The organism is Streptomyces sp. SD31 (assembly GCF_052068475.1).
Taxonomy (GTDB): Bacteria; Actinomycetota; Actinomycetes; order Streptomycetales; family Streptomycetaceae; genus Streptomyces.
The window spans coordinates 84,853-107,911 of record NZ_JBQHCX010000015.1 but is presented as its reverse complement, the minus strand read 5'-3'; the positions used below and the strand labels follow the sequence as shown (position 1 = coordinate 107,911).

The window sequence follows — 23,059 nt, the reverse complement described above, 5'->3', positions numbered from 1 at the left end:
CAGCGGATGGGCAACGTCGAGGGGGACGCGGCGGCCGGGGGCGTCGGGACGGTTCGGGCGGTCCCGACGGGGGAGTGGGAGCGGGAACCTCACCCGTCGGACAGTCTGCGCACGTTCGGCGCCGTCCTTCAAGCGCTGCGCGAGCACGCGGGGCTCAGCCGCGAGGAACTCGGTACGTGGGTGCGGTTCTCCAAACACACCGTGGAGTCCGTGGAGTCCGTGGAGTTGGGGCGTCGCATGCCGGACGAGGCGTTCGTGGAGCGCGCGGAGGAGGCCACCGGCAACACCGGCGCGCTCCGGAAATCGGCCCGCCATCTCACCCGGGGTGAGGCGGGGCTCGCCGCGTGGTTCCGGCGGTGGGCTCGGCTGGAGCGGGAGGCGGTGAGCCTGTGTACGTATGAGTGCCGGTTGGTGCCTGGGTTGTTGCAGTCGGAGGCGTATGCGCGGGCGGTGTTCGAGGGCACGATCCCGCTGCGGACGGATGCGGAGCTGGAGGCGCAGCTCACGGCTCGGATGGAACGGCAGAAGATGATGCGGGAGCGGCCCACGGTGCCGTTCAGCTTCATCGTCGAGGAGCACGTGTTCCGGCGGCGGTTCGGGGACGCGGAGGCGATGCGTGAGCTGCTCGACCATGTGCTGGAGCGCAGCGCTCCGCGCAATGTGACGCTTCAGGTGGTGCCGCTGGATGCGGGGTTGCATGCGTGTCTGGATGGGCCGGTGCGGATCTTGGAGACTCCGGCGGGGCAGCGGCTCGGGTACTCCGAGGGGCAGAAGAACGGGCGGCTGATCTCCGATTCGAAGGAGGTGAGTGCGCTCTGTCAACGCTATGAAACACTGCGTTCGCAGGCCCTGAGCCCTAACGAATCCCGGGCCTTGCTGGAGCGACTCCGAGGAGAGCTATGAGCAGCGGTACGACGGGCCTTGCCTGGTTCAAGTCCAGCTACAGCGGCAGTGAGGGCGACGACTGCGTGGAGATCGCGATCACCGAACAGGCCGTCCACGTACGGGACTCCAAGGATGTGAGCCACCCGGCTTTCGCGGTCGGCCCTGAGGGCTGGCGGTCGTTCGTGCGGTTCGTGGACCACACCTGAGGGGGGCGGCGGACGCGACGGTGGCGCTCTGATCGGGCGCCACCGCAGCACTCACGTGGCGTCGGCCTGGGGGTCGTCATCCTCGTCGGACGCCGGTGCGGCCGGGAGTGGCAGCCCGTACTTCTCGCACAGGAAGCGGGTCTGGCAGTACCGCTGGGCGTCCTTGGCCACCCTGCCGAGGACCGCGGAGTTCATGCCGGCGCCGATGAGGATGCCCACGAACGGTACGACCTTGGCCACGTTTTGCACCGGCACCCTGGTGCCTGCCGGGCCGAGCTGCTGCATCAACTTCTCCAGGGCGGCCAGGAGACGGCGGTCGCTGCGGAGCTTCTCCGACCACTTGACGCGTCCCTTGATGGCGTGCGCCGCCCGAGCGGTGTCACGCAACGGCTCGGCCTTGGCCGCCTGGGCCGTGAAGGACCGGCGTACGAGGCGTTGGATGAAGACCTGCTCGTCGGGGTCCTTGGCATCGTAGCCGTACGAGTACGCGATACGCGACGCGATCGACGTGCTCAGGACCTGGATGACGAGGATGTTCCGCCGTCATCGAGGCGGGGATACCGGCGACGAGGGCCCGGGCCAGCAGGCCCATGGTGCCGCCTTAGAACGCGTCGGCGGTGCGCCACTTGAGGGTGTTGCGGGTCAGTAGCCGGTCAGGTTGCGGGTCAGTAGCCGGTCGCAGACCTTGAGATCCTGCTTCCGTAGTTCGGTGAAACTGTCGAGTTCGAGCCCCTGCTTGCGGGCGAGCTTCTCGACGTTCTTCGGGTCGTTGAGCTCCAAAGCCCATTCGTTGACCAGTTCGAGCAACGCTGCCGCGCCCGCCAGCGCCGGTCGCATGGTCTTCTCGGCGACGGCGTCGCCCGCGCGCCGCATCGGTTCCGAGATCGCGTCCGGGACGACATCGGCGACCTGTCCGGTGGCTTTCCCGGCGGCCTCGCCGGTGCGACTGAGGGCAGTGCTCGCCCAGTTAGGCAGACCACGGCGGTTGTTGCGGCGCTGCCAGGCCCACACCTGCTCGTCGTATTCGCTCATCGCGGGTATGCCGTCGCGGAGTTGGTCGGCGTCAGTGGTCACTGAGGTTCTCCGTTTCGACGGGAATCGCCGGGTGGCGTGGTGCGGGGCTGGTTGGGGTACGGGTACGCGTGACGCCGAACCCCGAAGTGCGGGCCCGGACACGGTGGTTGGGCCCGCTCGCGTTCTTGAACGGGGGTCGGGGTCGGGCTGTCAGGCGGAGTGCCGCGGGCCCCGGCCTGGGGGCGGGGTGAGGGTGGAGCGGTAGGTGCCGGACTCGCCCTCCGTGAGGGGGTTCTCCAGGGTCAGACCGGCGGTGGCCATGCGGTCGTACTCGGTAAGGACGAGGCGCTTGGTCCGGTACTCGCCGAACGCGGAGATCTCGTTGTTCTTCAGGCCGCCCGACTCGGACTGGAAGGACTCCAAGATGTAGTCGGTGTCCTCGCGGGAGATTCCGTAGAGGTGGAAGAAGTACGCGTCCAACTCGGCGCGCAGTTGGGCGCGGCGGTCGTCGTCCCATTGGAACGGCTCGCCCTCGTCGTCCAGGTCACGGGCAAGTGGGGTCATGTCGTAGGCGGTGTAGACGAGTTCGAGGACACGAGGGAGGAGGTAGGGGAGGTGGGGTTCGAGGGTGGTGGGGGTGGGGACGGGGAGCTGCTTCCAGATGAACGGCTTCATGTGGGCGTCGCTGATCTTCTGGCGGCTTACGAAGTCGAAGGCGAGCGAGGACTGGGTCGCGATCAGGGCGGCGACCAGTGGCGGTGCGACGCGCGGCAGCATCAGTGAGTAGGTGTTGCCGACAGCTGTGCGCGGGAGGAAGGCGGGGATAGCGGTGCGCTCGTTGGTCGAGGCGGTGACGTCGCACCAGCCGCAGAGCCAATCACGGTCCCAGTGCTCGTCGGCGAGCCGCAGCTCGATGCCCTTGACCTGGACGTCCTTGTTGTTACGCCGCGTGGGAATCTTGCCGTCCCGCTGGATCCAGTTGAGCGGTAGGGCCAGGCGCGCGGGGTCTTGCAGTTCCTGGGAGGGCAGGTACTTGGGCTGGTTCTGGCGGTTGACAGCGGTCAAGCTCTTCACCACGTCGGCGGCACGGTGGTTGAAGAAGTCCACCATCTTCGCCTCGTACAGAGGTAGCATCCGCTCCTCGCCCCGCTCGAAGACGTTGCCCCGCAACTCCCACGCCTCGCCCTCAAGCCGCTCGCGGCTGCGGAAGAGGTCGGAATCATCGGTCATGTCGAAGAGGCGCTTGAACGACATGCCCCAAGGGTTGCCGCCCCGGCGCCTCTCGTTCCACAGCACCGGCACGCGTCGGTACACGCCGGCCGTGATGTCCGCATGGCGCTGCGTGCGGAACACCGGGAGGGTGCCCGTGTTCGGGTTGATTCGGGCCAGGTCCTCCGGGTCCAGGGCGAACACCCGGTTCGGGTCCTCCAGATCCGTGATGTCGGACAGGAAGAAGCCGAAGCGGCTGGCGTCCGCGCTCGTGGCACGTCCAGTAAGGGCGAACAGGCAGAACTTGTAGCTGGCGTGCACACTCTCGAACCACCGGCCGCCCTGCGGCAACGCGGGCGACTTTGGGCGACGGTTCTCGAAGTCGTACAGCGATGCCAGAACCCCACGTTGGGTGAAGTCCGAGAACAGATACTGAGACCCTGCCCCGGTCGCGATGACAGTCGGTAGGATCAGGCCGAACCGTCCCTCGGCCGCGACCACGTTTGCCATGCGCTCGGCGAAAAGGGAGTCCGTCTGGAGGGAGTTAACGCCCTTGACGGTCAGTCCCTTTGCGCACAAGGGGAACACTCCAGAATCCCCCGCGAAGTGGAACGTCCCCTTAACCGCGCGCCGCGCCTCCCGGTACCGCTTCCCGGCCTCCGGGTTCTCCTCTTCCCACTCGGCGATCCGGTTGCGCCGAGCCGTCCCGGCGATCTCCGCGATCTCGGGGGCGACCACACTGAAGTAGTTCTTGTCGTGGAAGTCGACCTTGTCCCACGGCGGATTCCCCACCACACAAGAGAACCCCCCGGCCCACCCCGTCCCCGAGTCGACCGCCCCCGCGCCCGAGGCCACGTCCCCGTCCTCCGGAACCGCGAAGACCTCCGGGAACTCCAGGTGCCAGTGGAAGAAGGCGTACTGGTCCCGCAGCCGCACGATCTCGTCGTGGGTCGACTGCGGTGCCGCGTCCCCCTCGGCGTCCTCAAGCCCCCGGAACACCTTGTGCGTGATGGCCGGTGGTGCCTCCTCCCTCTTCACCCAGACGAACGCCGCACACCACGCGTCCGCCAGATGCAGGGCCCGCAGATACTCCGCGGAATTCGCCCAGTCCTGGTAGTCGGCCTCCTTGCGACGGATGTCCTTGAGGTCACCGGCCGGGGCCGCCGTGATCCGGCGCAGCCCGCGTGCGAACGAGCCGTTGGCGACCTTCGTCTCCGTTTCGACCTCGAACAGGCCGCCTTGGCCCTCGCGTTCGTGGGAGTTACGGGAGAGGAGCTGCCGTGCCCACCCCTCGTCGTCGCCCTCGGCCTTCTTGAACGCCTTGTCGGGGATCCCGTCCCGCATCAGCGCGGGCGTCGCCCCGATCAGGCCATTGCCGTGCTTGATGTGGGCGTCGAGGAAGCCGAGCGGGCGGCCGGGCTCCATCGCCTCCAGCCACAGGGACACCTTGGCGAGCTCGACAGCCAGGGGGTTGAGGTCCACGCCGTACACACAGCGCGCGACGACCTGGTGCAGGGCGTGACGCACGGCCTCGTCCGTGGGCTCAGGGTTGCGCTCACGCACTGCGGCGACCCGCTTGGCGATACGCCGTGCCGCCGCCACCAGGAAGTGCCCCGACCCGCACGCGGGGTCGCACACCGTGAGGGACAGGAGCTCCTCGACGATCGTGTCGGCGGGGTCGGGCTGCCCCTCGGCACTCGCGCGCTGCTCCCCGCGCTTGACCGTGTCGTCGATCACCGGGTTCAGCGTGGAGTCGAGGAGGGTCTCGGTGAGCGGGGTCGGGGTGTAGTAACTGCCGGTCTTCTTGCGGTCGTTGCCAATCCGGTCGACCAGTTCGAAGGTGCGGTCGGCGGCGCTGTGCTTGGGCACCAGCTCCAGCAACGCCTCGTACACGGACCCCAGTTCCTCGGCGCCCATGCGCAGGTAGTCCACCGGACGCCAGCGCGCGGAACCGGCGTCCCGTACGCGGGCCAGGTGCTTGACGGCCTCGAAGAGGTGACGGTTGGCGAGCCGCACGCCACGCAGGGGCTTGTCGGCCGGGGTGTCGTTGAAGAGGCCGCCGAGTCCCTTGAGTCCCAGCTCGGGGCGGCCCTGCTCGGAGCCCAGCGCCTCGATCAGCAGCTCCAGGGCGCGGTACCGGTCGTCGTGTGCCGTGCCCAGGCGTCGTAGCGCATGGCGGCGGAGGCGGGCCGTGGAGAAGTAGCGGGTGAAGCGGTCGACGGTTCGCTCGTCCGCGTCGGGGTCCAGCAGGGCGCCCCGGTCCTCGGCCACGAAGAGGAAGATCATGCGGTAGACGAGCCGCAGCAGGGCCGTCTGGAAGGCGTGGACGTCCAGGTTGGCGCGGAGGGCGGTGTTGTCCGGGTGGCTGAGGAAACCGGTGCCGAGGACGGTGAGGGCCGCCTGGACGCCGTCGCGGAAGTGGTCGAGGGCCCGGCTGCCGGACTCTATGGCGACCGTCCGCCACTTCTCCAGCCAGCACCCCGAGGCCGCCGTCCCCTCCGCCACCGTGAACCGGGACGCGTGCAGCACGCAGTACAGCAGCACGAACTCGCTGAACAGCTCGCCGTCGAAGATGGCTTCCAGGTCGAAGTCGACGTAGGCAGCCGTAGCGAAGGACGAGGAGTCGCGCAGCAGACGTACGCGGCGGCCGTTGGTGAGGACCGCCCACAGATGGGCCTCGGTGCGGTTGAGGCAGTCCTGGACCATGGACTGCGGGGGGACCTGGCCCGCCGCGCGCTTGTCCAGGTCCTGGTTCCAGGTAACGAGGTGGACGAGGGCCCGGCCGTGACGGTGGGAGACCGGGAAGTGCTTGTCGGGGTCGGTGTCGGCTGGAATGCCGTGCGGTCCCACCTCCGTCAGCGCGCCGAAGTCCAGCTTGCGGAACAGCTGGGCGAGCCAGTCGGTACCGGCCCGGCCGGTCGGGTCGGCGGCCGGTGCGCCCGTCTTCGGGTCCGAGGGAAGGGCCGTGCGCAGGTCGCGCCAGAGCGGCTTGAGGTATTCCCAGGCGCGCTCGGCCTCGTCGCGGACGGGCACCGAGGAGGGCAGGCCGTAGTCGCCGGGCTTGGTGCCCGGCAGGTTCCGGGCCTCGGCGATGCGCAGCAGCATGTCGGCGGGGAGTAGCCCGCCGACCGTGGTGACGGCGGTGAAGGCCAGGGCGGTGCGGGTGGCGGCGGACATCAGGATTCGGCTCCGGGCACAGTAGAAACGGGCTGCTGCGGTACGTACACGTACACGCCGAGGACGTCGGCGGGCTCCTGCGGGACGACCTTCAGGCCGCGGACGATCTCCTCGTTGGCCTTGCGGACCCGGCGGTGCGAGGCGTCGAGTTCCGCGGCCAGTGTCTTGCCGTACTCGGTGAGATGCGCGGACAGGTCCGGCAGGCCGTCCAGGGCGCGGGTGATCTGGTTGCGGGCGAGCTGCTCATGGGTGTTGGCGGAGGCGCGGGCCGCCAGGAGCGCGGCGGCGCTGTCGTCGTCCAGCCACCGGGCGCGCGACGGCATCCCCTCGTAGGCGAGCAGACGGGCGTCCTCCGCGACCACCTGCCGCTCACCGGTACGGGACGGCAGCGTGAGGTGGAAGCGGTAGCGGACCAGGAGGAGCGTGGTGCGGATCGTCACCGCGTCCGTGGTGACCACACCGCAGCGGCGGGCCGGGCGCGGGCCGAGGGTGTTGGCGTCCAGCGCCGAGTCCAGGACGTACGAGGCGATGGCCCCGATCGCCGGATCGGTGCGGACGAGGGCGGCCTCGCCACGGGCGATGGCCGGAGTGGTGCGGAACGGGATCTCCCGGTCCTCCTCGACGAGCCGGCCGCCGAGGGTGGCGGCGAGCGCGTCACGCAGGCCGGCCGGGGTGCCGCCGACCTGGGCGGTGAAGTCGCCGCTGCCGTCGCGCGGGTCCCGGACCAGGGCGTCCAGGTCGCGCAGCGCCTCCAGGGTGAAGCCGCGCACCTCGTCGGCGCCGCCGAGCGCGGCCCGTACGGCGGCGACTTCGCGCGCGACCTCCTCCGGGTGGATGGCGCGCTGGGCGTACTTGGACTGGGAGGTCTTCTCCCGCTCGGCGGCCGAGTTCCACTCGCGCTCGATACGCTCGAAGGACTCCTGGTGGCCGTCCAGCTCGAACAGGCTCTCCTGGCTGCCCTGTCGGCCGTGCAGCAGCAGCCACTCCACGACGGCGTCGGTGACACCGGAGGCGGTCTCGTCGGGGACGGAGACGGAGATGCCCAGGTCCTTCTTGATCTGCCGGTGCTTGGTGAACAGCACCTCCAGGACCTTGCCGTCGATGCCGTTGTCCTCGCCGAACATGGTGATGACCCGGACCTGGTCGCGCTTCTGTCCGTAGCGGTCGACGCGGCCCTCGCGCTGGTCGTGGCGGGTCGGGTTCCAGGCGAGGTCGTAGTGGACGACGGCGTCGAAGTGGTGCTGGAGGTTGACGCCCTCGGAGAGGCAGTCGGTGGCGATCAGCACGCGGCGGACGGCCGGGTCGCCGGCCTCTTCGGCGGACTCGGCGGCGAGCTGCTCGATGCGCTCCAGACGCTGCTGCGGGGAGAGGGTGCCGGTCACGGCGGCGATCTTCGTCTTCTTGCCGAGCTTGCCGTCGAGCTGCTCGGCGAGATACTCGGCGGTGGGGATGTAACGGCAGAAGACGATCGGGTGGTAGCCGTCGGCGATCAGACCCTTCAGGTGCCGGGTGAGGGCCTTCAGCTTCGCGTCCTCGGCCGGGCCGACCAACTGCTCGGCCCGCTGCGAGAGTTCGAGCAGCCTGGCGCCCGCCTCCTCCGACTCGGCGGCGCCCGGTGCGACGTCCATGCCCTCCAGCCGGTCGTTGTCCGCGGAGTCGGCGGCCACCGGGGCGCCTAGCACATCCGCCTCCTGCGCGGTGCGGGCGGCGGCGGACTCGGAACGGGTCTTCAGGGTCTGCGCTGCGGCCGCCGGCGAGGACACCATCGAGCGCAGCAGCGCGATGACGGACCACCAGGCGACCCGGGCCTCCCGCTTGCCCTGCTCACCGGCCGCCTGGACGCGGTCCCTGGCGTAGGCGATGGCGTCGTCCAGCAGCGCCCGGTAGGCGGGGGTCAGCTTGTACGGCTCGTCCTTCGTCCAGCGGTCGGAGGGGAACGCGGTCCGCTCGGCCAGGGAGTCGTCGGTGAGGCCGTCCTCCTTGGTGAGGTAGGTGCGGACGTCGGCGCGCTTACGGGCCACGAAGTACTCGGCGAGCTTCGCCCGCCCCGCCGGGGTCTCCAGGTTCAGCGTCGCCAACTCGGGCCGCACCAGGCCCAGCAGGTTGCGGAACGCGGACTCCTTGCCGGAGTGCGGGGTCGCCGTCAGCAGCAGCAGATGGCGGTCGGCGTCGGCGGAGATCCTGCGCAGCAGCTCGTAGCGGAGCTGGTTCGTGGAGGACGTGCCGCCTTGAGTGGCGTCGTCGGCGGCCACGCAGGAGTGCGCCTCGTCGACGATCACCAGGTCCGGACAGTGCCGTACGAAGTCCTCGCGGTGTCGGGTCGACTTGATGAAGTCCGTCGAGATGATCGTGAAGTGGTGCTTGTCGAACAGGGACTGGCCCAGCTCCAGGCCGCGCTCCAGACGCGACACCGTGGAGGCCAGGACCAGTTCGGCGTCGATGCCGAACTTCTCCCGCAGCTCGCCCTGCCACTGCTCGGCGAGCGCGGGGGAGCACAGCACGGCCAGCTTGGTCGCCTCGCCCTGCGCCAGCAACTCCTTGGCGATCAGGCCGGCTTCGACGGTCTTGCCGATGCCGACATCGTCCGAGATCAGCAGCCGCACGGTGCGCTGCCGCAGTGCCATCAGCAGCGGGACCAGCTGGTAGGCGCGGGGCTCCACGGCGATCGACGCCAGGGAGCGGAACGGGCCCGCGCCCGACCGGAACCCGATGCGCAGCGCGGTGCGCAGCAGACCGGCGGCGCGCTGGTCGCCCAGGTCGGCCGGGCTCGGCGCCGCGAACTCCGCGGGACGTACGTCCTCGAACGTGGGGAACACGGCCGCGATGTCGTCGTCGCTCCCGCCCAGCGGACGCAGCACCAGCATGTCGGGCGCGCTCTCGGGCAGCACCACCCATTCCCGGCCACGGGCGGCGACCAGCGAGCCGGCTGTGTACGTGAGGCTCATGAGATGTCTCGGTTCCTAAAGGTCGTGGAAGTGGGCGGCGGAGCGGTCAACGGAGGTGGAAATAGGTGGAGTTGAGGTCGGCGATGGCGTCCCAGTCCGCGTCCGTCGGGAACCGCAGGACATCCCAGCCCCGCTCCTCCAGGCGGTACCCGGCCTCGATGTCGCGGCTGGAGTCGGGCGTGTGGCCGGGGACGTCGACGAACACGGCGAGGTTGGCGCCGTCCAGCCGGAAGACGAGATCGGGGCATGCCCCCGCTTCCGGGACGAGGACATTGGCCTCGTCCGGCAGCCGGTAGCCCTTCGCCTTCAGCCAGCCGAGCAGGTCACCGCCCGCGACGAGGGCCGCCAGATCGGCCTCCACCGGGGTCGGCGAGGCACTCGGGGACGCGGTGGCCGGGGCCAGCCTGCGGAAGCGCTCGCTGCGGGACTCGCCGCGGTCCTCCCGCTCGGTACGGGCCTCGGCCAGCCGCAGCAGCAGCGGCTGGGCGGCGTGCCGGCTCAGCTGGCGGTGGTGCGTCTGGTTGGCGTAGGTCAGCAGGCAGGCGTAGCAGCCGCGGGCGCACTTCTCGTCGTCCGTGGGGCCGCCCTCGTCCTCGCCGGTCTCCGGGTCGAAGTGGCAGATCTCCAGGGCCGTCCTGGCCGCCTCGGCGAGGGCGCCCTTGTCGTGCTGGATCCGGCGCAGCACGCCGGCACCGCCCTCGGCGGCCTCCGTGAACAGCATGCGGCGGCGCGGCCCTTCGTCCGGTGGCAGCAGCTCCGCCGTCAGCTCGGAGTCCTCCAGCTCGAACGCCGCCTCGATGCCCCGCTCCAGCGCATAAAGGAACGACAGCGCGACCGGCTCGGGCAGCGGCTCCTCCAGGGTGACCACGAGAATGTTGCGGCGGTCCTCCACGAAGGGCAGCACCCGCTTCTTGCGGCGCTTCTCGTTGCCGTCCTCGTCGACCACGGGCATGCCGGTGCCCTCGATGGCGTCCGCGGCGGCCCGGTCGTTGAGCCAGCGGCCGTCGCCCAGGTCCAGCCAGTAGCCGTCCGGCTCGTTCTCCTTGTCGCGGACCCGGCCGAGGTTGGTGATGCGCACGGTCGCCGAGTCGCCGTAGTCCAGATCGAGGACGGGCACCCCGTCGTGATCGGCGACATGCGAGGTCAGGCGCCCCTTGCGGGCCCCGTGGTCCTGGAACGCGTACGAGGTCTCCAGACGGAAACCGGCCCTGCGGCGCTCCTCCTCGTCCGAGGAGATCCGCTCGCGCGGCGTGGTGTACACGGTGTGCAGGTGGAGCAGACCGGTGCGCTTCGCGCTCAACTGCTCCTTGCACATGTCGCACTGGTCGGTGCCGGGCTTGACCGCGTAGTGGTAGCCGCAGCCCGCGCAGCGCCTGGCCTCCGCGGTCGCCAGCTCGCCCGAGGCGTCCGGCGGCAACTGCACCCGGGTGACCTGATAGCGGGCGCCCTCGTGGTAAATAAGCGCGCCTGGGCCGAACTCGCGGATCGCGAGGAACCGGGGGCGCTGGAGGTAGTCGCCGTCGGCGTTGCGGCGGTTGCCGGAGCGCGGGATGTACGCGGCCAGCGGCAGCCGCGGGAAGCTGTAGCCGGGCAGGAACCCCTCGGACGCCAGATAGCGGTACGGATTGAAGTCGCTCATCACCGACTTGCTGTCGACCGAGCGGTTCAGCAACAGGTTGGTCTGAGTCTCCGCCTCCCGGCGGCGGCTGCGCGCCCGGCTCTGCTCGCCCTGCGAGAGGGTGTGGTCGACGACGCGCTTGTTCTGCTCGTACTGATCGATGACGGCCGCCCGGAACAGCTGGCGCCACCGGTCGAAGGCGGCGTCGAACTCCTGCGGGGCCCGCTCGATCCGGTCCTCGATCCACTCGTCGTACCACCACGTCGTCGCCTCGAAGTCCGCGATCAGCGGCGCGAGAACGGTACGAGCGGTGACGGCGGCGCGTCTGCGGGCGTCCTCGTCCAGGGACCGGTCACGGACCTCCGCACGCAGCGGCAACGTCATCTGCGGATCGGGCCGGTCGGTGCCCTCGGGGTCGTACGCGACGTCGACGACCTCCGGGATCGCGGTGCCGAGCTTCATCTCGGTCTCCGCCAGCCAGATGCCCTGCAGGTGGGAGCGGACCAGATCCTCGTTGGCCAGGTCCAGACGCGGCGGGGCGACCTGACCCGACACCATGTCCTGGGAGCGGCGGAAGTAGTACTGGTCGTGGCTGTTGCCCGTCGCGCAGTACGTCGTCACCAGCGCGGGCTGCCCGGAACGGCCCGCACGGCCCGAGCGCTGCGCGTAGTTCGCCGGGGTCGGCGGCACATTACGCATCAGCACGGCGTTGAGCGAGGAGATGTCCACGCCCAGCTCCATCGTCGGCGAGCAGTACAGCAAGGGCAGTTCGGCCTTGCGGAACTGCTCCTCGCGCTCCAGCCGGTCCTCCGGGAGGACCTGAGCGGTGTGCTCCCGTGCGTACAGACCGGCCAGCTCGGCGGCGGCCGTCCGGTACAGGTCGCGGAAGAACGGGTTGACGCGCGGGCCCTCGCCGCTGCTGTAGGTGCGGGCCAGCGGGTCGACCGCGCCCCGCTCGCCGTTGCCGGCCCGCCAGATCAGGTGAGCGGCGGAGACCCGGTAACCGGTGCGCTTCTGCGCGGCACGGCGGCGGTAGGCGGGGCCGGACTGCTCGGGGGTCGCGTCCACCTCACGCACCAGGTCCTCGCCGTGCAGCACCTTCAGCAGATCCTCGATGACGCACTGGACATCGTCCAGCGGAAGGTCGCGCAGCTCGGGGATGTTGCGCCGAAGGTACTTGCCGAACTTGCCGCGGGCCGACAGGAACAGCGCGGAGCGCTCCATACCCGGCCGCGAACCGTACGGATAGGCCGTTCCGACCGTCGGCTGGTCGCTCTCGCTGAGCACCCACGCCCCCGTGAGACGCTCCTCGCTCGCCCGCTGAAGGGTGTCGAAGTCGTCGCGGAAGTACTGCACATCGATCGCGAGGGCACGCCGCATGAAGTCGAGCAGCGTACGGGCGACCTCCTCACGCAGCGCCGGGTCGGCGTCGCGCAGCACTGCGTGCGCCGACCGCCAGCGCTCGGGGTGGGCGGCGATCCACTCCAGATCCTCGTAGTCGATGCGCAGCAGCCCCGTCTGCTCCAGGTTCGGCATCGTGATCCGCCAACCGCGCTCCAGGTCCCGGTAGAGGCGGTACCCCACGACGTCCCGGAAGGTCTTCGTGGCCCGGCGCTCCATGGACGGAGCCAGGTCCGTGCCGGGCGCGTACTCGTTGGGCGTCAGGCCCATCACCTCGGTGACGGCCTCGGCGAGGTCGTCGTGGCGCAGCCCCTCCTCACCGGCTCGCACCGCGGCCTGGTAGAGGGCGCCGCGCAGCTGGGTCACCTGGGCGAAGTCGTTGAAGTGTCCGGCCTGCAGCGAGGCGTCCTGCCGGTTGTCGACGAAGGTGAGGAGTTTGCGCGCCTCCTTGCCCAGGCTCTCCTCCGGCACCGCCCGGAGGGACTTCACGATCGACGCGGAGATCAGCGAGGTCGCCGAGGAACGGCCCTCCTGATCCAGGGTGGCCAGCTTGGCGAAGTCCCGGCCACGGGTCTGCTCGTAGGAGACCTGGCAGTGCACACAGAACAGGAAGGGCGCCGGGACGAACGCCGCGACCAGCCCCTCACCCGACTCGTTCCCGTGGGCGTCCACGACGACCCGCTTCGGCAGCCGGGGCCGGTAGGACTTCTTGACGACCGTCACGTCGTTTCCGTCCCGCTCCAGCCACGACTCCGGCAACCGCCGGTCGTCCACGGCCTTCTGCGGATCGGCCGGCCACTCGTAGTCCTCCCCGGGCATGCCCAGGTACAAGTAGCCCTCGCCCGCGCGTCCCCCGGAGGCGGAGGTGTCCCGACGCGGCTCGTACCGGAACGCGCCGCCGTCCTCCGTACGCCAGACGGTCAGATACTCCTGGCCGCACTCACGGCAGAACGCCAGCGGGAACAGCGGCTTGCCGTCGCTGTCCGGCTGCTCCAGCTGGTAGGTGCGCGTGAGCGGCCGGGTCAGCGGATCCTCGAGCGTCGTGTAGACGGTGTCGCCCTTGGAGAGGAACTGGTGCAGCCGGAACGCGAACAGGGGCCGCTCCGTCACCGGATGCTTGGCCTGCGCACCCGCCTCCAGGGTCGTCCGGATCGCCTCGCGCACGCTCTCCTCCGGTACCCCGGACTGTGCGGCCAGCTCGGCCGCCGCCTGCTCGACGGTGTCCGGGGCACAGCGGCGCAGCCGTTCTGTCCCCTTCTCCCGCTCCAGACCGAACCGGGACTCCACCCAGCGGGCGAGCGGGTCCTTTGTCAGCGCCTCGTACGAGCGGGGCGCCGCCGGCACCCGCAACCGCTCGGCGGGCACGGTCCCGGGGGCCTCCTCGGTCGCCCGGACCAGGGTCTCGCCGATGACCCGCTTCGGCAGCACAGTCGTACCGAACAGCCTTGTGGCCACCTTGGCCACCTCACGCCGCTGGTCCTCCCAGGAGCCCTCGGTGGACATGGTCGCCGAGGTGCCGATGCACTGGAGGGTCGCCGATGCCCGGCAGGCCTCACGCACCCGGCGGATCAGGAAGGCCACGTCCGCACCCTGCCGGCCCCGGTAGGTGTGCAGCTCGTCGAAGACGAGGAACTGCAGCCCCTCCGCCATGCGGATCAGACTGGACCGGTCGTCCGGCCGGGTCAGCATCAGCTCCAGCATCACGTAGTTGGTGAGCAGGATGTCCGGAGGGTTCTTGCGCAGCTCGCGGCGCTCCTCGGTGGACTCCTGGCCGGTGTAGCGGGCGAAGGTGACCGGTTCACGGCCCTTGCCGAATCCGTGGCGCAGGTACTTCTCCAGCTCGCCCAGCTGCGAGTTGGCCAGCGCGTTCATCGGGTAGACGACGATCGCGCGGACCCGGCCGCCCGCGTCCGCTCCCGCCGCCTGACGCTCCTTCAGCACGTGGTGCACGATCGGGACGATGTACGACAGCGACTTGCCGGAACCGGTGCCCGTGGTCAGCACATAGGAGTCACCCGCCTGCGCGGCCTCGATCGCCTGCCGCTGGTGCAGATGGAAGGTCAGGGGCCGGCCGTCCGGGCGGGGCGAGGTCTCCTTTTTGCTGGCCTGGAAGATCTCCGCGCACTTCGGGTGCAGCATCCCGTCCCGTACGAGGTCGGTGACCTGGCCGCCGTCGGCGAAGAACGGGTTCAGCGACAGCCACGGGTCGGGCCACTGCGACTTCGCCGCCAGGTCCTCCTTGACGAAGCTTTCGATCCGGGCGTCGCGAATCACCGTCGCGCTCTTGGTGAAGTCCTCGTACTCGCTGATCAGATCGGCATGGATACCGAAGACGTCCATCGCCTCGGGCAGGCGCGGCTCCCTGCGCGGCACGGGGGCGGGCGCGGCCGGGGCAGGCTCCGGGAGCAGGGCGCGCAGCCGCGCCACCGGGTCCATCGCCTGCCAGTGCGGAGCCAGCAGCGCGGCCGTGTCGTCCGGCGCGAACGCGAGCGGGACCAGTGCCTCACGGACCAGGGCTGCGTTCTCGGGCCGGTGCTCGGCGTCCTTCTCCAGGAGGCGGTCCACCAGCCGGACCAGCTCGGCCGGCAGGTCGGGGCGCACCAGAGTCAGCCGCGGCGGCTCCTCGTGCTGGTGCTGCTCGGAGAGCTCGTAGGGGGTTCGGGCGGAGAACGGCGGCCGGCCGATCAGCAACTCGTACAGGATGCAGCCGAGTGCGTACAGGTCGGCCGACGCGGAGACGTGCTCGGCACGGAACTGCTCGGGTGCCATGTAGCGGGCCGTGCCGACGCTGACGCCCGTGCTGGTCAGCCGTGTCTGGTCGGGATCGTCGACGACCGAACCCATGCCGAAGTCGAGGACCTTCACGGTGCCGTCGCGGGTCAGCATGGCGTTGGCTGGCTTCAGATCGCGGTGGACGACCCCAGCGGTGTGGGCGGCGGCGAGACCGGCGGCGATCTGCGCCCCGATGGCGGCGACCCAGGAGACCGGCAGCTGGGGCTCCTCGTCGATGAGGTCCGCGAGCGGATGACCGTCCAGCAGCTCCATGGCCAGGTAGGGCAGGCCACTGCCGGGCGGTGCCTGGTCCACGCCGCCGTCGATCAGCAGGGTGAGATTGGGATGGCCCTTGGAGAGCATGCGCATGATCCGCACTTCGCGGCGGAAGCGGTCGATCTCCTTCCCGGACCCCGAGGCGTCGACGGCGATTCCGGTCCGGCTGCGCAACACGGTCTTGACGGCGACCTCCCGGTACGGGGAGTCCGGGGCGGCCCGAAGGTCTTCGGCCCGGCGCACCTCGCCCATGTTCCCGCGCCCCAGAATCCCCGAGATCCGGAACCGTCCGTCGACCGTCTCCAGGCCCACTGGCCCTCCCCGCTTCACCCGTCGCTACAAGGTGGGTACGTCCCGTAGGGAGCGTATACCGTCACCTTGTTGACGAGCATGATGCCTTCGCGTTGACGGTGTCAACGGATGTCCGCTCTCCTGTCTCTGGCCGAAGATGCTCGCTCCTCTGTTCGTCGAGCTTGGGGTCGCCCTTTTCGGCGCAGGCCTCATGGGAGGCCCGGTTCGTGGGGCGACAGGGGGCGGTATTGAACGACGTCGAGGGACTGCCGTATCCGGTGAAGGAGCTGCTGGCGGCGGCGCGCCTGGAAGTCGCGGCTGAACTGCGCGGCGACGGCAAGGAAGGCGGCAAGGTTTCGCTCTCTGCTGGGCGCAGGGTAGCCACTGCCGACGGTCGGCACGAGTACCTGTTCGACTGCGAGAGGTGGCTGGACGGACTCGACGGCAGGGCCGCGCTGGTGCGGGCGTCGCGTTCGGTGGGCGCGTGGACACCGGCGGAGGTGTCGCGCATGCCCGAAGGGAAAGTCCGCGTCGTGACCGAGGCGGACCTCGGAGCAATGCCCGCCCATGTGCAGATCCGGGAGGACGACGCAGCACCCTGGCGTGTTCTCGCGGAACGGCTGGAGGCCGTGGGCCGGCCGAATCACCCCGTCCGGGTGGATCGAGCGTCCTGGGCCCTCGGACGAGGCGCTCCGCAGCTGGGCAGGGGCCGAGGTGTCACGGCCCAATGGGTCGCCGACTGGGCGTCTCTCAAACTCAACCCTCGTCAGCGCCAGGCGGTGGAGCAAGCACTCGCCGGTGAGGTGCTGTTCCTTTGGGGCCCACCCGGGACAGGGAAGAGTGAAGTCGTCGGACACATCATCGAAGGGTCCTACCGCCAGGGGCACTCTGTGCTCTTCCTGGCTCCCACCAAGGTCGCCGTGGACCAGGCGCTGGAACGCATATGCGAACTGCTTTCCGGAGAGGACGGGTTCGACGGTGGGCTCGTGCAGCGCGCGGGGGACATAGCCGTCCCCTCGCTGCGGGACAAGTACGGCGACCAGGTCGACGCCGAGCGGATCGCGGCACGACTGAGCGCCCACCTCGACGAGTCCCTCGCGCAGCTCGCCAAGGCCCTCCAGCACACGCGGGAAGGCATCGCCGTCCACGACAGGGTGGGTGGGCTCCCGATCTCGCCGATGTTCGGCGTGCTCACACCGATGCGGACACCAGGCGGAAAAGGCACATCCAGGCTCAGAGCACCGCTCGATCCGTCATTGCCGCGCAAGAGGAAGTGATCAGGAAGACAGGGGCCCCGAGCGGCATCTTCGCCGGCCGTAAGCAGGCGCTGCTCGACAAGGCGCAGGCCGCTCTCGGCCAGGCCCGCATCGAAGTCCAGCAGGCGTCGACGGGCCTCGCGGCGGCGGAACGTGACGCGCGACGGGCCGGGATCCAGGTGGAGAGGCTGGAAGGGGCCCTCGCGGCCGAGCAGCCGAGGCTCGCCGGGCTGCCCGCACGCTCGACTCTGCTGTCCCAGGCCGAGCACCTCCAGCAGCAGATCGGCGAACTGGAGGAACAGCGCAGGAGGATCACGGAGACCGTGCGCTCGAAGTGCCGGGTACTCGGTGCGACGGCCACCATGGCTGTGCAGGTGCGCAAACTGCTCGACCGCGTGGACGTGGTCGTCGTCGACGAGGCCGGGATGGTCAATCTGCCGTCCGCCTGGTACGCCGCCGGGCTGGCAGGAAAGCGGATCGTGTTCGCCGGGGACTTCCGCCAGCTGCCGGCGGTGACGAAGGGGGACACCGACCGCAAGGCAACGGATGCCGAGCGGGAGCACGCACGCCAGTGGACGGCCCGGGACGTGTTCCACAGCGCTGGGCTGGTGAGCGCAGGCGGATCGGTGCTGCCGGATGCGCGGCTCGTGGCACTCGACACCCAGTACCGCATGCGCAGCGCGATCTGCGACCTGGTGAACACGGTCGCCTACCCGGACGCACCACTGAAGACAGGCCGCGACGACGCCTCGCGCATTCCCTTCAACGGGCTGGTCGACGCACCACTGATCCTCGTGGACACCTCTCATCAGCGCATCCGTGGCCGGGACCACCAGACCAACACCGTTCATGAGGCCGCCGTACACGAACTTGTCCGCGGGCTTCAGTACGAGGGCGTGCTGCCCGGCCGCAAGTGGGACGACGTACCGGTCGGGGAGAGGGCAACCGATCGCCTCGCTGTGATCGCCCCGTATCGCAGGCAGGTCCAGGCGCTCAAGAGCAGCCTCGGCTACCGCTTCGGTGAACAGTTCGAAGGCCTGGTCGACACCGTGCACCGCTTCCAGGGCAGCCAGCGCCCCATTGTCATCCTGGACACGACGGCAGGGGCCGGCACTCAGCCTGGCTACTTCTTCCAGGGCGCGGGGCTGTCCTCGAACACCTGCCGCTTGCTCAACGTCGCGCTCAGCCGGGCACAGGACCATCTCATCGTCATCGCGGACGTCGAGCATCTGCGGCAGCACCTGTCCGCGACCAGCGAAGCGCGCCGGATGCTCGACCATCTCGAAGCGCACGCCAAGTGCATCTCAGTCGACCAGCTCATCCCCGTGCGGGAAGCCGCGCAACTCGCATCCCTGTCCGAGGAAGAACTCGCCCGGCCGGCGTTCTTTCCGGCCGACGAGGTGCCTCGCGCCGTGAGCTGGGACATCGACCGGGCCAGGAACAGCATCGAGGTCTACTGCCCCTTCATCGACCCACGGCCTGTACGGGCCTGGTCGACGCGGCTGGCCAAACGAGTGGCGGACGGAGTCAGTGTGACCGTCCGTACCCGGCCGCCGGAGGAGCAGACCTCGGACGCAGCCGTGGAACGTGTCCGCGGACTCGTCCAGGAACTGCACGCGGCAGGCTGCCAGGTGGAGTTCCGCGACCGCATGCACGAGAAAGTGCTCATTCTCGATGCCGCGGTCCTGTGGCACGGGTCGCTCAACTTGCTGGCGAACTCGGGCCCGACAGATCTGATGATGCGTCTCACGGACCCCGCCGCGTGCCAACGGGTGGGACGCGTGATCGAGCGAGCCCGCAAGGAGCGCGCCGCGTGGAATCCGAGGGCCTCCCGACCCTCGCCGGATCCGGGCACGCCCCGGCACGGGAGTCGGCTCTACCTGAACGTTCCTTATGCCGAGAAGGACGAGGCGAAGCGGTTGCTCGGTGCGCGGTGGGACAGCCGACGCAAGCAGTGGTACGTGGACACGGATCGCGTCAGCCGCGAACAGGCGTCCAGATGGTTGCCGGACCGCACGGATGGAGATTCCTGAGCGCGTCCCGTGCGGTCATGCCGGGTGAGATGCACGTCCTGAGGGCGTACCGGCGCGTGTTGGCCGATTGGAGCCCTTTCCGGGCCCCTTGGAAGGTCTCACTCTGAAGGGACGTGAAGGAAACCGCGCACGGGCAGCGCCGAGGGGGACGCCATGTCCGTACCGCTGTACGTTCCGGTGTTGCCGACTCGGGCGCATGCCATGTCCGCCTACCGAGGGCTGGCTGGCCCAGCGGATCCGCAAGGACGCCGGTGACGTCACCACCGCACAGCGTTACGGATTCGGCTGGCTGGGTGCGCCGTTCGTCGATGAGACCGAAGTCAAGGTTTGTCCCACGCTCTCATCCCTGAGTGGTGGGAAGACCGCAGCCTGCGGCCCGTCACCGAACCGGGGCTTCCAGCCGCGCAGCAGTCCTTGGCCCTCGCCGTGGCACGACGACGTGAGGAGGGACTCCGTATGCGCATACGGAGTCCCGGCGAGTGGAACGACGGCACGACGGGGTTCGCGCATTGCTGGACCTGGCTTGCCAATCGGAAGGCCGCACGATGCCTCACTCGCCTTGCGGACTCCCGGGGTCCAGAGGCGGGTGCGGGGGGAGAGGTGGCTGCGCGACCGGACCCAGGGCAGCGTCAGCCGGGCAACGATTCCGTCTGGAATCGGGTCGAAACCTTCAGCACATGACCTTTGTGGCGCGAAGTCTCGCTATATCAGCGCCCCTTGCTGAGCTGGACGGGATTGGTTGATCTGCGTCACTCATAGCCCTGGGAACGTCTGCTGCCCAGGCGAAGGCGCTGGATGCCGTCGTTTCACGGGTGTGTCCCATTCGTCGTCACCTGTTGGGGCCAAGTTTGGCCTCGTCGTTCCGTAGGAGCGGAATGTGGCGTATGGACACGTACAGAACGGGAGGCGGGACCAGGTGTCATTCGTGAGGTAAGCCGGTTTGGAGCACTTCGATCGAGGCCAGATGTCCCTGAGTCGTCCCGGAGGTGCCGCCACATCTGCCCCGACCTGGGTTCTTCCTGGTCGGGAAGGGGTGGGGGCGCCCATCTGAATGATACTCAAATGTCCTGGAAGACCAGTGAGGCCCGTGACCTGCCACGCTGAGTGGCTGCGCTTCACTGACCTGCGCAGATCGCCTTTCGGCTGTTTCACGCTCGTGCCCATTGACTCGTCATGTGGAGTGCGTGGCTATTTTGGAGCCTGCCAAGAAGGGCTCCTGACCTGGGGTTTTGCGCGTGCGCGTTATGTGCAGTGTGGGCGTAACGAGCGATGTCTTGACGCTGAAAGGACGCTCATTTGACGCTTGTTCTGATGGGGTGTCAGGTGTGTTGAGGGTGCTGGCCAGGTCGCCTGTAGCGACGGGGGAACGGGTGGCTCTTCAGCGAAAATGGGCCCCTGCGTTGGCCGATGGATGGCGGCTGGAGCACAGGTCGGTCAGATCGACGCGGGGTGCAGCACGCCGGTTTGGGCGAGCGTCAGTGACAGACCTCGCCACGTTGGAGGCCGGGATGACGCCGCCACTCGCTTGAACCGAGAGATCCAAGTGTCCCCAATAGCCCTCCGTGCGAGTCGACGTACGCTCATCCTGGGGCCACGACTCAGGCCGAACCCTTGTTGGTATGGCAAAGCACACCGAGGATCACGGCGGTGACGCGACGTGATTTTTGACTACTTGCGCGGCCGGGGCGGCCCTTGGTGGGGGCGGCTCGACGAGATCGACTTCCTGGAGAGCCTGTACGACCTGTACGACCTGGACGGGCTGGCTCCACGGACTCCCGGTTCACGACGGCGCGTGGTGACATAGTCCAGCACCGAGTCAACAATCCATCGGACTTGCCGGATGACTGGGTCTTCGGCGACCCACGCTTCCAACTGCTCGGTGGCCCAGATGAAGTGCTTCTCGCCTCCCTGGCGCGGCTCGTTCATCCATAGGTACAGCCCGATGTCGACCAGTCATCCCGACGTGTGGGGGAGCTGAACCGCCTCCTCGGGCCGGACGGCTGGGCCTTCCGCGCCTCTTGAGTTCCTGTCGGGGCGGCCGATCTACAAGGCGGTTCCCACACAGCCCACTGGCCCCGTGGTCTCGCTGCCGCTCGCAGACTACGACACCGGCAAACTCGACCTCGTTCTCGGGCTGACGTACAGCCTCCTGCCGTCCTCACCGTGGATCGCGTGTTGCTGCCGCGTTCACAGCAGCGGTCACCGACGCGATCTGGCAGCGGCTGGAATCCGTGCTCACCAGGGTCCAACGCGAAGATGTTCAGTCCCTCGTGGCCGAAGGCGACACAGGGCCCATGCCGGCTGTACCGCCGGACTGGAGGAACCAGACGGCCGAGCCCGATCCGCCCATCGCTCGGCGTCTCCACATCGATTTGCTGAATCCGGAGTTCGACGTCACACGGCAGGACTTCTCGGACCTTGAGATCCGTGGCACCGGACTTCCCTACTTCTACGACACCCGCAGCAGTCGTCTGATCACAGAATTCCTCCTCGACGACCGGCCGCAGGTGGCCACGCTCAGGACCAAACTGTGGAGGAAGGCAAGACCAAGGCTGGTCCCCGAAAGCAGTCTGCGGCTGGTCCGCGACGACGAAGCCGAGTTGGCTCGGCTCCTGGTCGGCCAGGACCACTGTCGGCGGTGCCCTCACAAAAGAAGACATCCGGCTGATCAGCAACCGCAAGGCGCGACTCCAACGGTTCAGACAGCTGTTGAGCGACCCGGAGCTCTTCGAGCAGGAGCGCGGTCAGGTGGCCGGGCCGTGCCGTCTCTGCCGGTGCTGTCGGTTCCGTTCAGTCACTGGAGTCACGCCCCCTGCTGCGCATCGATCTCGGCGATCAGGGCCTCGATGCGCGTCTTGATCTCGTCCCGGATGGGGCGGACGGCCTCGACACCCTTGCCCGCCGGGTCCTCCAGGGCCCAGTCGAGGTACTTCTTGCCGGGGAAGATCGGGCAGGCGTCGCCGCAGCCCATGGTGATGACGTAGTCGGACGCCTGGACGGCCTCGGTGGTCAGGATCTTCGGCTCGGCCGCGGAGATGTCGACGCCGACCTCCTTCATCGCCTCGACCGCGGACGGGTTGACCTGGTCTCCGGGGATGGAGCCGGCGGAGCGGACCTCGATCCGGTCGCCCGCGAGGTGGGTCAGGAAACCAGCGGCCATCTGCGAGCGCCCGGCGTTGTGGACGCAGACGAACAGCACTGAGGCGAGCGGGCTGGAGGACATGGGTTCTTCCTTCGTGAGCGGATCAAGAGTGTCGTTCGGGTACGGGGTTCAGGTGCTCGCCGGCGAGTCGAGCAGTTCGGTGATGTGGGCGTCGATCTCGTCGCGGATACCGCGGACCATGGCGATCGGGGCGTCCTCGGGGTCGGTGACCGGCCAGTCCAGGTGGCGGCGGCCGGGCACGACCGGGCAGGCGTCCCCACAGCCCATGGTGATGACGATGTCGGCGGCCTGCACGACCTCGTCGGTCAGCGGCTTGGGGAACGCGTCCGTGAGATCCACACCCGCCTCGGTCAGCACCTGAGCAACGACCGGCGCGGAGGAGGCGGTGACGTGGCCTCGGGCGCGGTGGGTGAGGGGTGCCGCGGCCATCTGGGAGCGGCCGGCGTTGTGGCTGCACCCGAAGATCACGCGGGGCAGGCCGCTGCCCGGGGCGCCCTGGAGGTGGGCAAGCGCGTCTAGGCGCTCGGTGGCCGGATGCTCGGCCGGCACGACCAGGTGGGTGCGGACGCGGGCGTGCTCGGCGAGACGCTCGTTGGAGTCGATGACGAGGCGCTGGACGGTCTCCGGCGAGAAGTGCCCGCGGTAGCGCAGGGCGAGGCTCGCGATGTCGGAGGCCAGGCGTTCGTCTGGCAGGGCGGGGGGCGTGGATGCGGTCATGGGAATCCCCTTCGGGGCGTGGGCTCCACGGGCGTGGGGATGCGGGTCCCAGGGTTCAGTCCGGGCTGGTATCAGCTTGGACTGATGTGAGAGTAT

Annotated in this window: 13 protein-coding genes; 6 read left to right on the top strand and 7 right to left on the bottom strand. The window is 69.2% G+C overall.

What is annotated here, in order from left to right:
* Nucleotides 1–6: 6 nt before the first annotated feature.
* A complete protein-coding gene (locus tag ACTMVF_RS29525; RefSeq protein WP_441274141.1) occupies nt 7–903 on the top strand; it encodes a helix-turn-helix domain-containing protein in 897 nt (298 codons plus the stop codon).
* On the top strand, nt 900–1,091 hold the full coding sequence (locus ACTMVF_RS29520) for a DUF397 domain-containing protein (protein ID WP_441274140.1): 192 nt from the start codon (nt 900–902) through the stop codon (nt 1,089–1,091). The genes ACTMVF_RS29525 and ACTMVF_RS29520 overlap by 4 nt, the downstream gene beginning before the upstream one ends.
* Before the next feature lie 51 nt (nt 1,092–1,142).
* Here the strand turns inward: ACTMVF_RS29520 and ACTMVF_RS29515 are convergent, their stop codons facing one another.
* The 5 genes from ACTMVF_RS29515 to ACTMVF_RS29495 form a co-directional block, all read right to left on the bottom strand.
* Nucleotides 1,143–1,583 (bottom strand): EcsC family protein, encoded by a 441-nt coding sequence (locus tag ACTMVF_RS29515; protein ID WP_441274265.1) that lies wholly within the window; start codon nt 1,581–1,583, stop codon nt 1,143–1,145.
* A 150-nt stretch (nt 1,584–1,733) separates the two neighbouring features.
* Complete coding sequence (locus tag ACTMVF_RS29510) at nt 1,734–2,165, bottom strand: hypothetical protein (protein WP_441274139.1); 432 nt, start codon at nt 2,163–2,165, stop codon at nt 1,734–1,736.
* A 150-nt stretch (nt 2,166–2,315) separates the two neighbouring features.
* Nucleotides 2,316–6,491: an Eco57I restriction-modification methylase domain-containing protein gene (locus ACTMVF_RS29505; RefSeq protein ID WP_441274138.1), complete on the bottom strand. Its 4,176-nt coding sequence runs from the start codon at nt 6,489–6,491 to the stop codon at nt 2,316–2,318.
* Nucleotides 6,491–9,436 carry a DEAD/DEAH box helicase gene (locus ACTMVF_RS29500; protein ID WP_441274137.1) on the bottom strand — a complete coding sequence of 982 codons (2,946 nt, stop codon included), beginning with the start codon at nt 9,434–9,436 and terminating at the stop codon, nt 6,491–6,493. The genes ACTMVF_RS29505 and ACTMVF_RS29500 overlap by 1 nt, the downstream gene beginning before the upstream one ends.
* A gap of 46 nt (nt 9,437–9,482) precedes the next feature.
* A complete protein-coding gene (locus ACTMVF_RS29495) occupies nt 9,483–15,815 on the bottom strand; it encodes a protein kinase domain-containing protein (protein ID WP_441274136.1) in 6,333 nt (2,110 codons plus the stop codon).
* Nucleotides 15,816–16,042: 227 nt separating this feature from the next.
* On the opposite strand from ACTMVF_RS29495, the gene ACTMVF_RS29490 reads away from it, so the two are divergent.
* The 4 genes from ACTMVF_RS29490 to ACTMVF_RS29475 all read left to right on the top strand — a co-directional run bounded on the left by ACTMVF_RS29490 (nt 16,043) and on the right by ACTMVF_RS29475 (nt 21,015).
* Nucleotides 16,043–17,071: an AAA domain-containing protein gene (locus ACTMVF_RS29490; RefSeq protein WP_441274135.1), complete on the top strand. Its 1,029-nt coding sequence runs from the start codon at nt 16,043–16,045 to the stop codon at nt 17,069–17,071.
* On the top strand, nt 17,068–19,083 hold the full coding sequence (locus ACTMVF_RS29485; RefSeq protein ID WP_441274134.1) for an AAA domain-containing protein: 2,016 nt from the start codon (nt 17,068–17,070) through the stop codon (nt 19,081–19,083). Before ACTMVF_RS29490 ends, ACTMVF_RS29485 begins: the two co-directional genes overlap by 4 nt.
* A 1,657-nt stretch (nt 19,084–20,740) precedes the next feature.
* A complete protein-coding gene (locus ACTMVF_RS29480; RefSeq protein WP_441274273.1) occupies nt 20,741–20,887 on the top strand; it encodes a hypothetical protein in 147 nt (48 codons plus the stop codon).
* A complete protein-coding gene (locus tag ACTMVF_RS29475; RefSeq protein ID WP_441274264.1) occupies nt 20,884–21,015 on the top strand; it encodes a hypothetical protein in 132 nt (43 codons plus the stop codon). Before ACTMVF_RS29480 ends, ACTMVF_RS29475 begins: the two co-directional genes overlap by 4 nt.
* 871 nt (nt 21,016–21,886) lie before the next feature.
* Here the strand turns inward: ACTMVF_RS29475 and ACTMVF_RS29470 are convergent.
* Both ACTMVF_RS29470 and ACTMVF_RS29465 read right to left on the bottom strand, forming a co-directional pair.
* Nucleotides 21,887–22,306, bottom strand: coding sequence for an arsenate reductase ArsC (locus ACTMVF_RS29470; protein WP_441274133.1), 420 nt, complete (start codon nt 22,304–22,306; stop codon nt 21,887–21,889).
* A gap of 48 nt (nt 22,307–22,354) precedes the next feature.
* Nucleotides 22,355–22,963 carry an arsenate reductase/protein-tyrosine-phosphatase family protein gene (locus ACTMVF_RS29465; RefSeq protein ID WP_441274132.1) on the bottom strand — a complete coding sequence of 203 codons (609 nt, stop codon included), beginning with the start codon at nt 22,961–22,963 and terminating at the stop codon, nt 22,355–22,357.
* Nucleotides 22,964–23,059 lie beyond the last annotated feature (96 nt).

Excerpts from the sequence above, each read along its gene's own strand:
- ACTMVF_RS29525 (WP_441274141.1), top strand. The coding sequence starts at position 7 with ATGGGCAACGTCGAGGGGGACGCGGCGGCCGGGGGCGTCGGGACGGTT.
- ACTMVF_RS29520 (WP_441274140.1), top strand. The coding sequence starts at position 900 with ATGAGCAGCGGTACGACGGGCCTTGCCTGGTTCAAGTCCAGCTACAGC.
- ACTMVF_RS29505 (WP_441274138.1), bottom strand. The coding sequence starts at position 6,491 with ATGTCCGCCGCCACCCGCACCGCCCTGGCCTTCACCGCCGTCACCACG.
- ACTMVF_RS29500 (WP_441274137.1), bottom strand. The coding sequence starts at position 9,436 with ATGAGCCTCACGTACACAGCCGGCTCGCTGGTCGCCGCCCGTGGCCGG.
- ACTMVF_RS29470 (WP_441274133.1), bottom strand. The coding sequence starts at position 22,306 with ATGTCCTCCAGCCCGCTCGCCTCAGTGCTGTTCGTCTGCGTCCACAAC.
- ACTMVF_RS29465 (WP_441274132.1), bottom strand. The coding sequence starts at position 22,963 with ATGACCGCATCCACGCCCCCCGCCCTGCCAGACGAACGCCTGGCCTCC.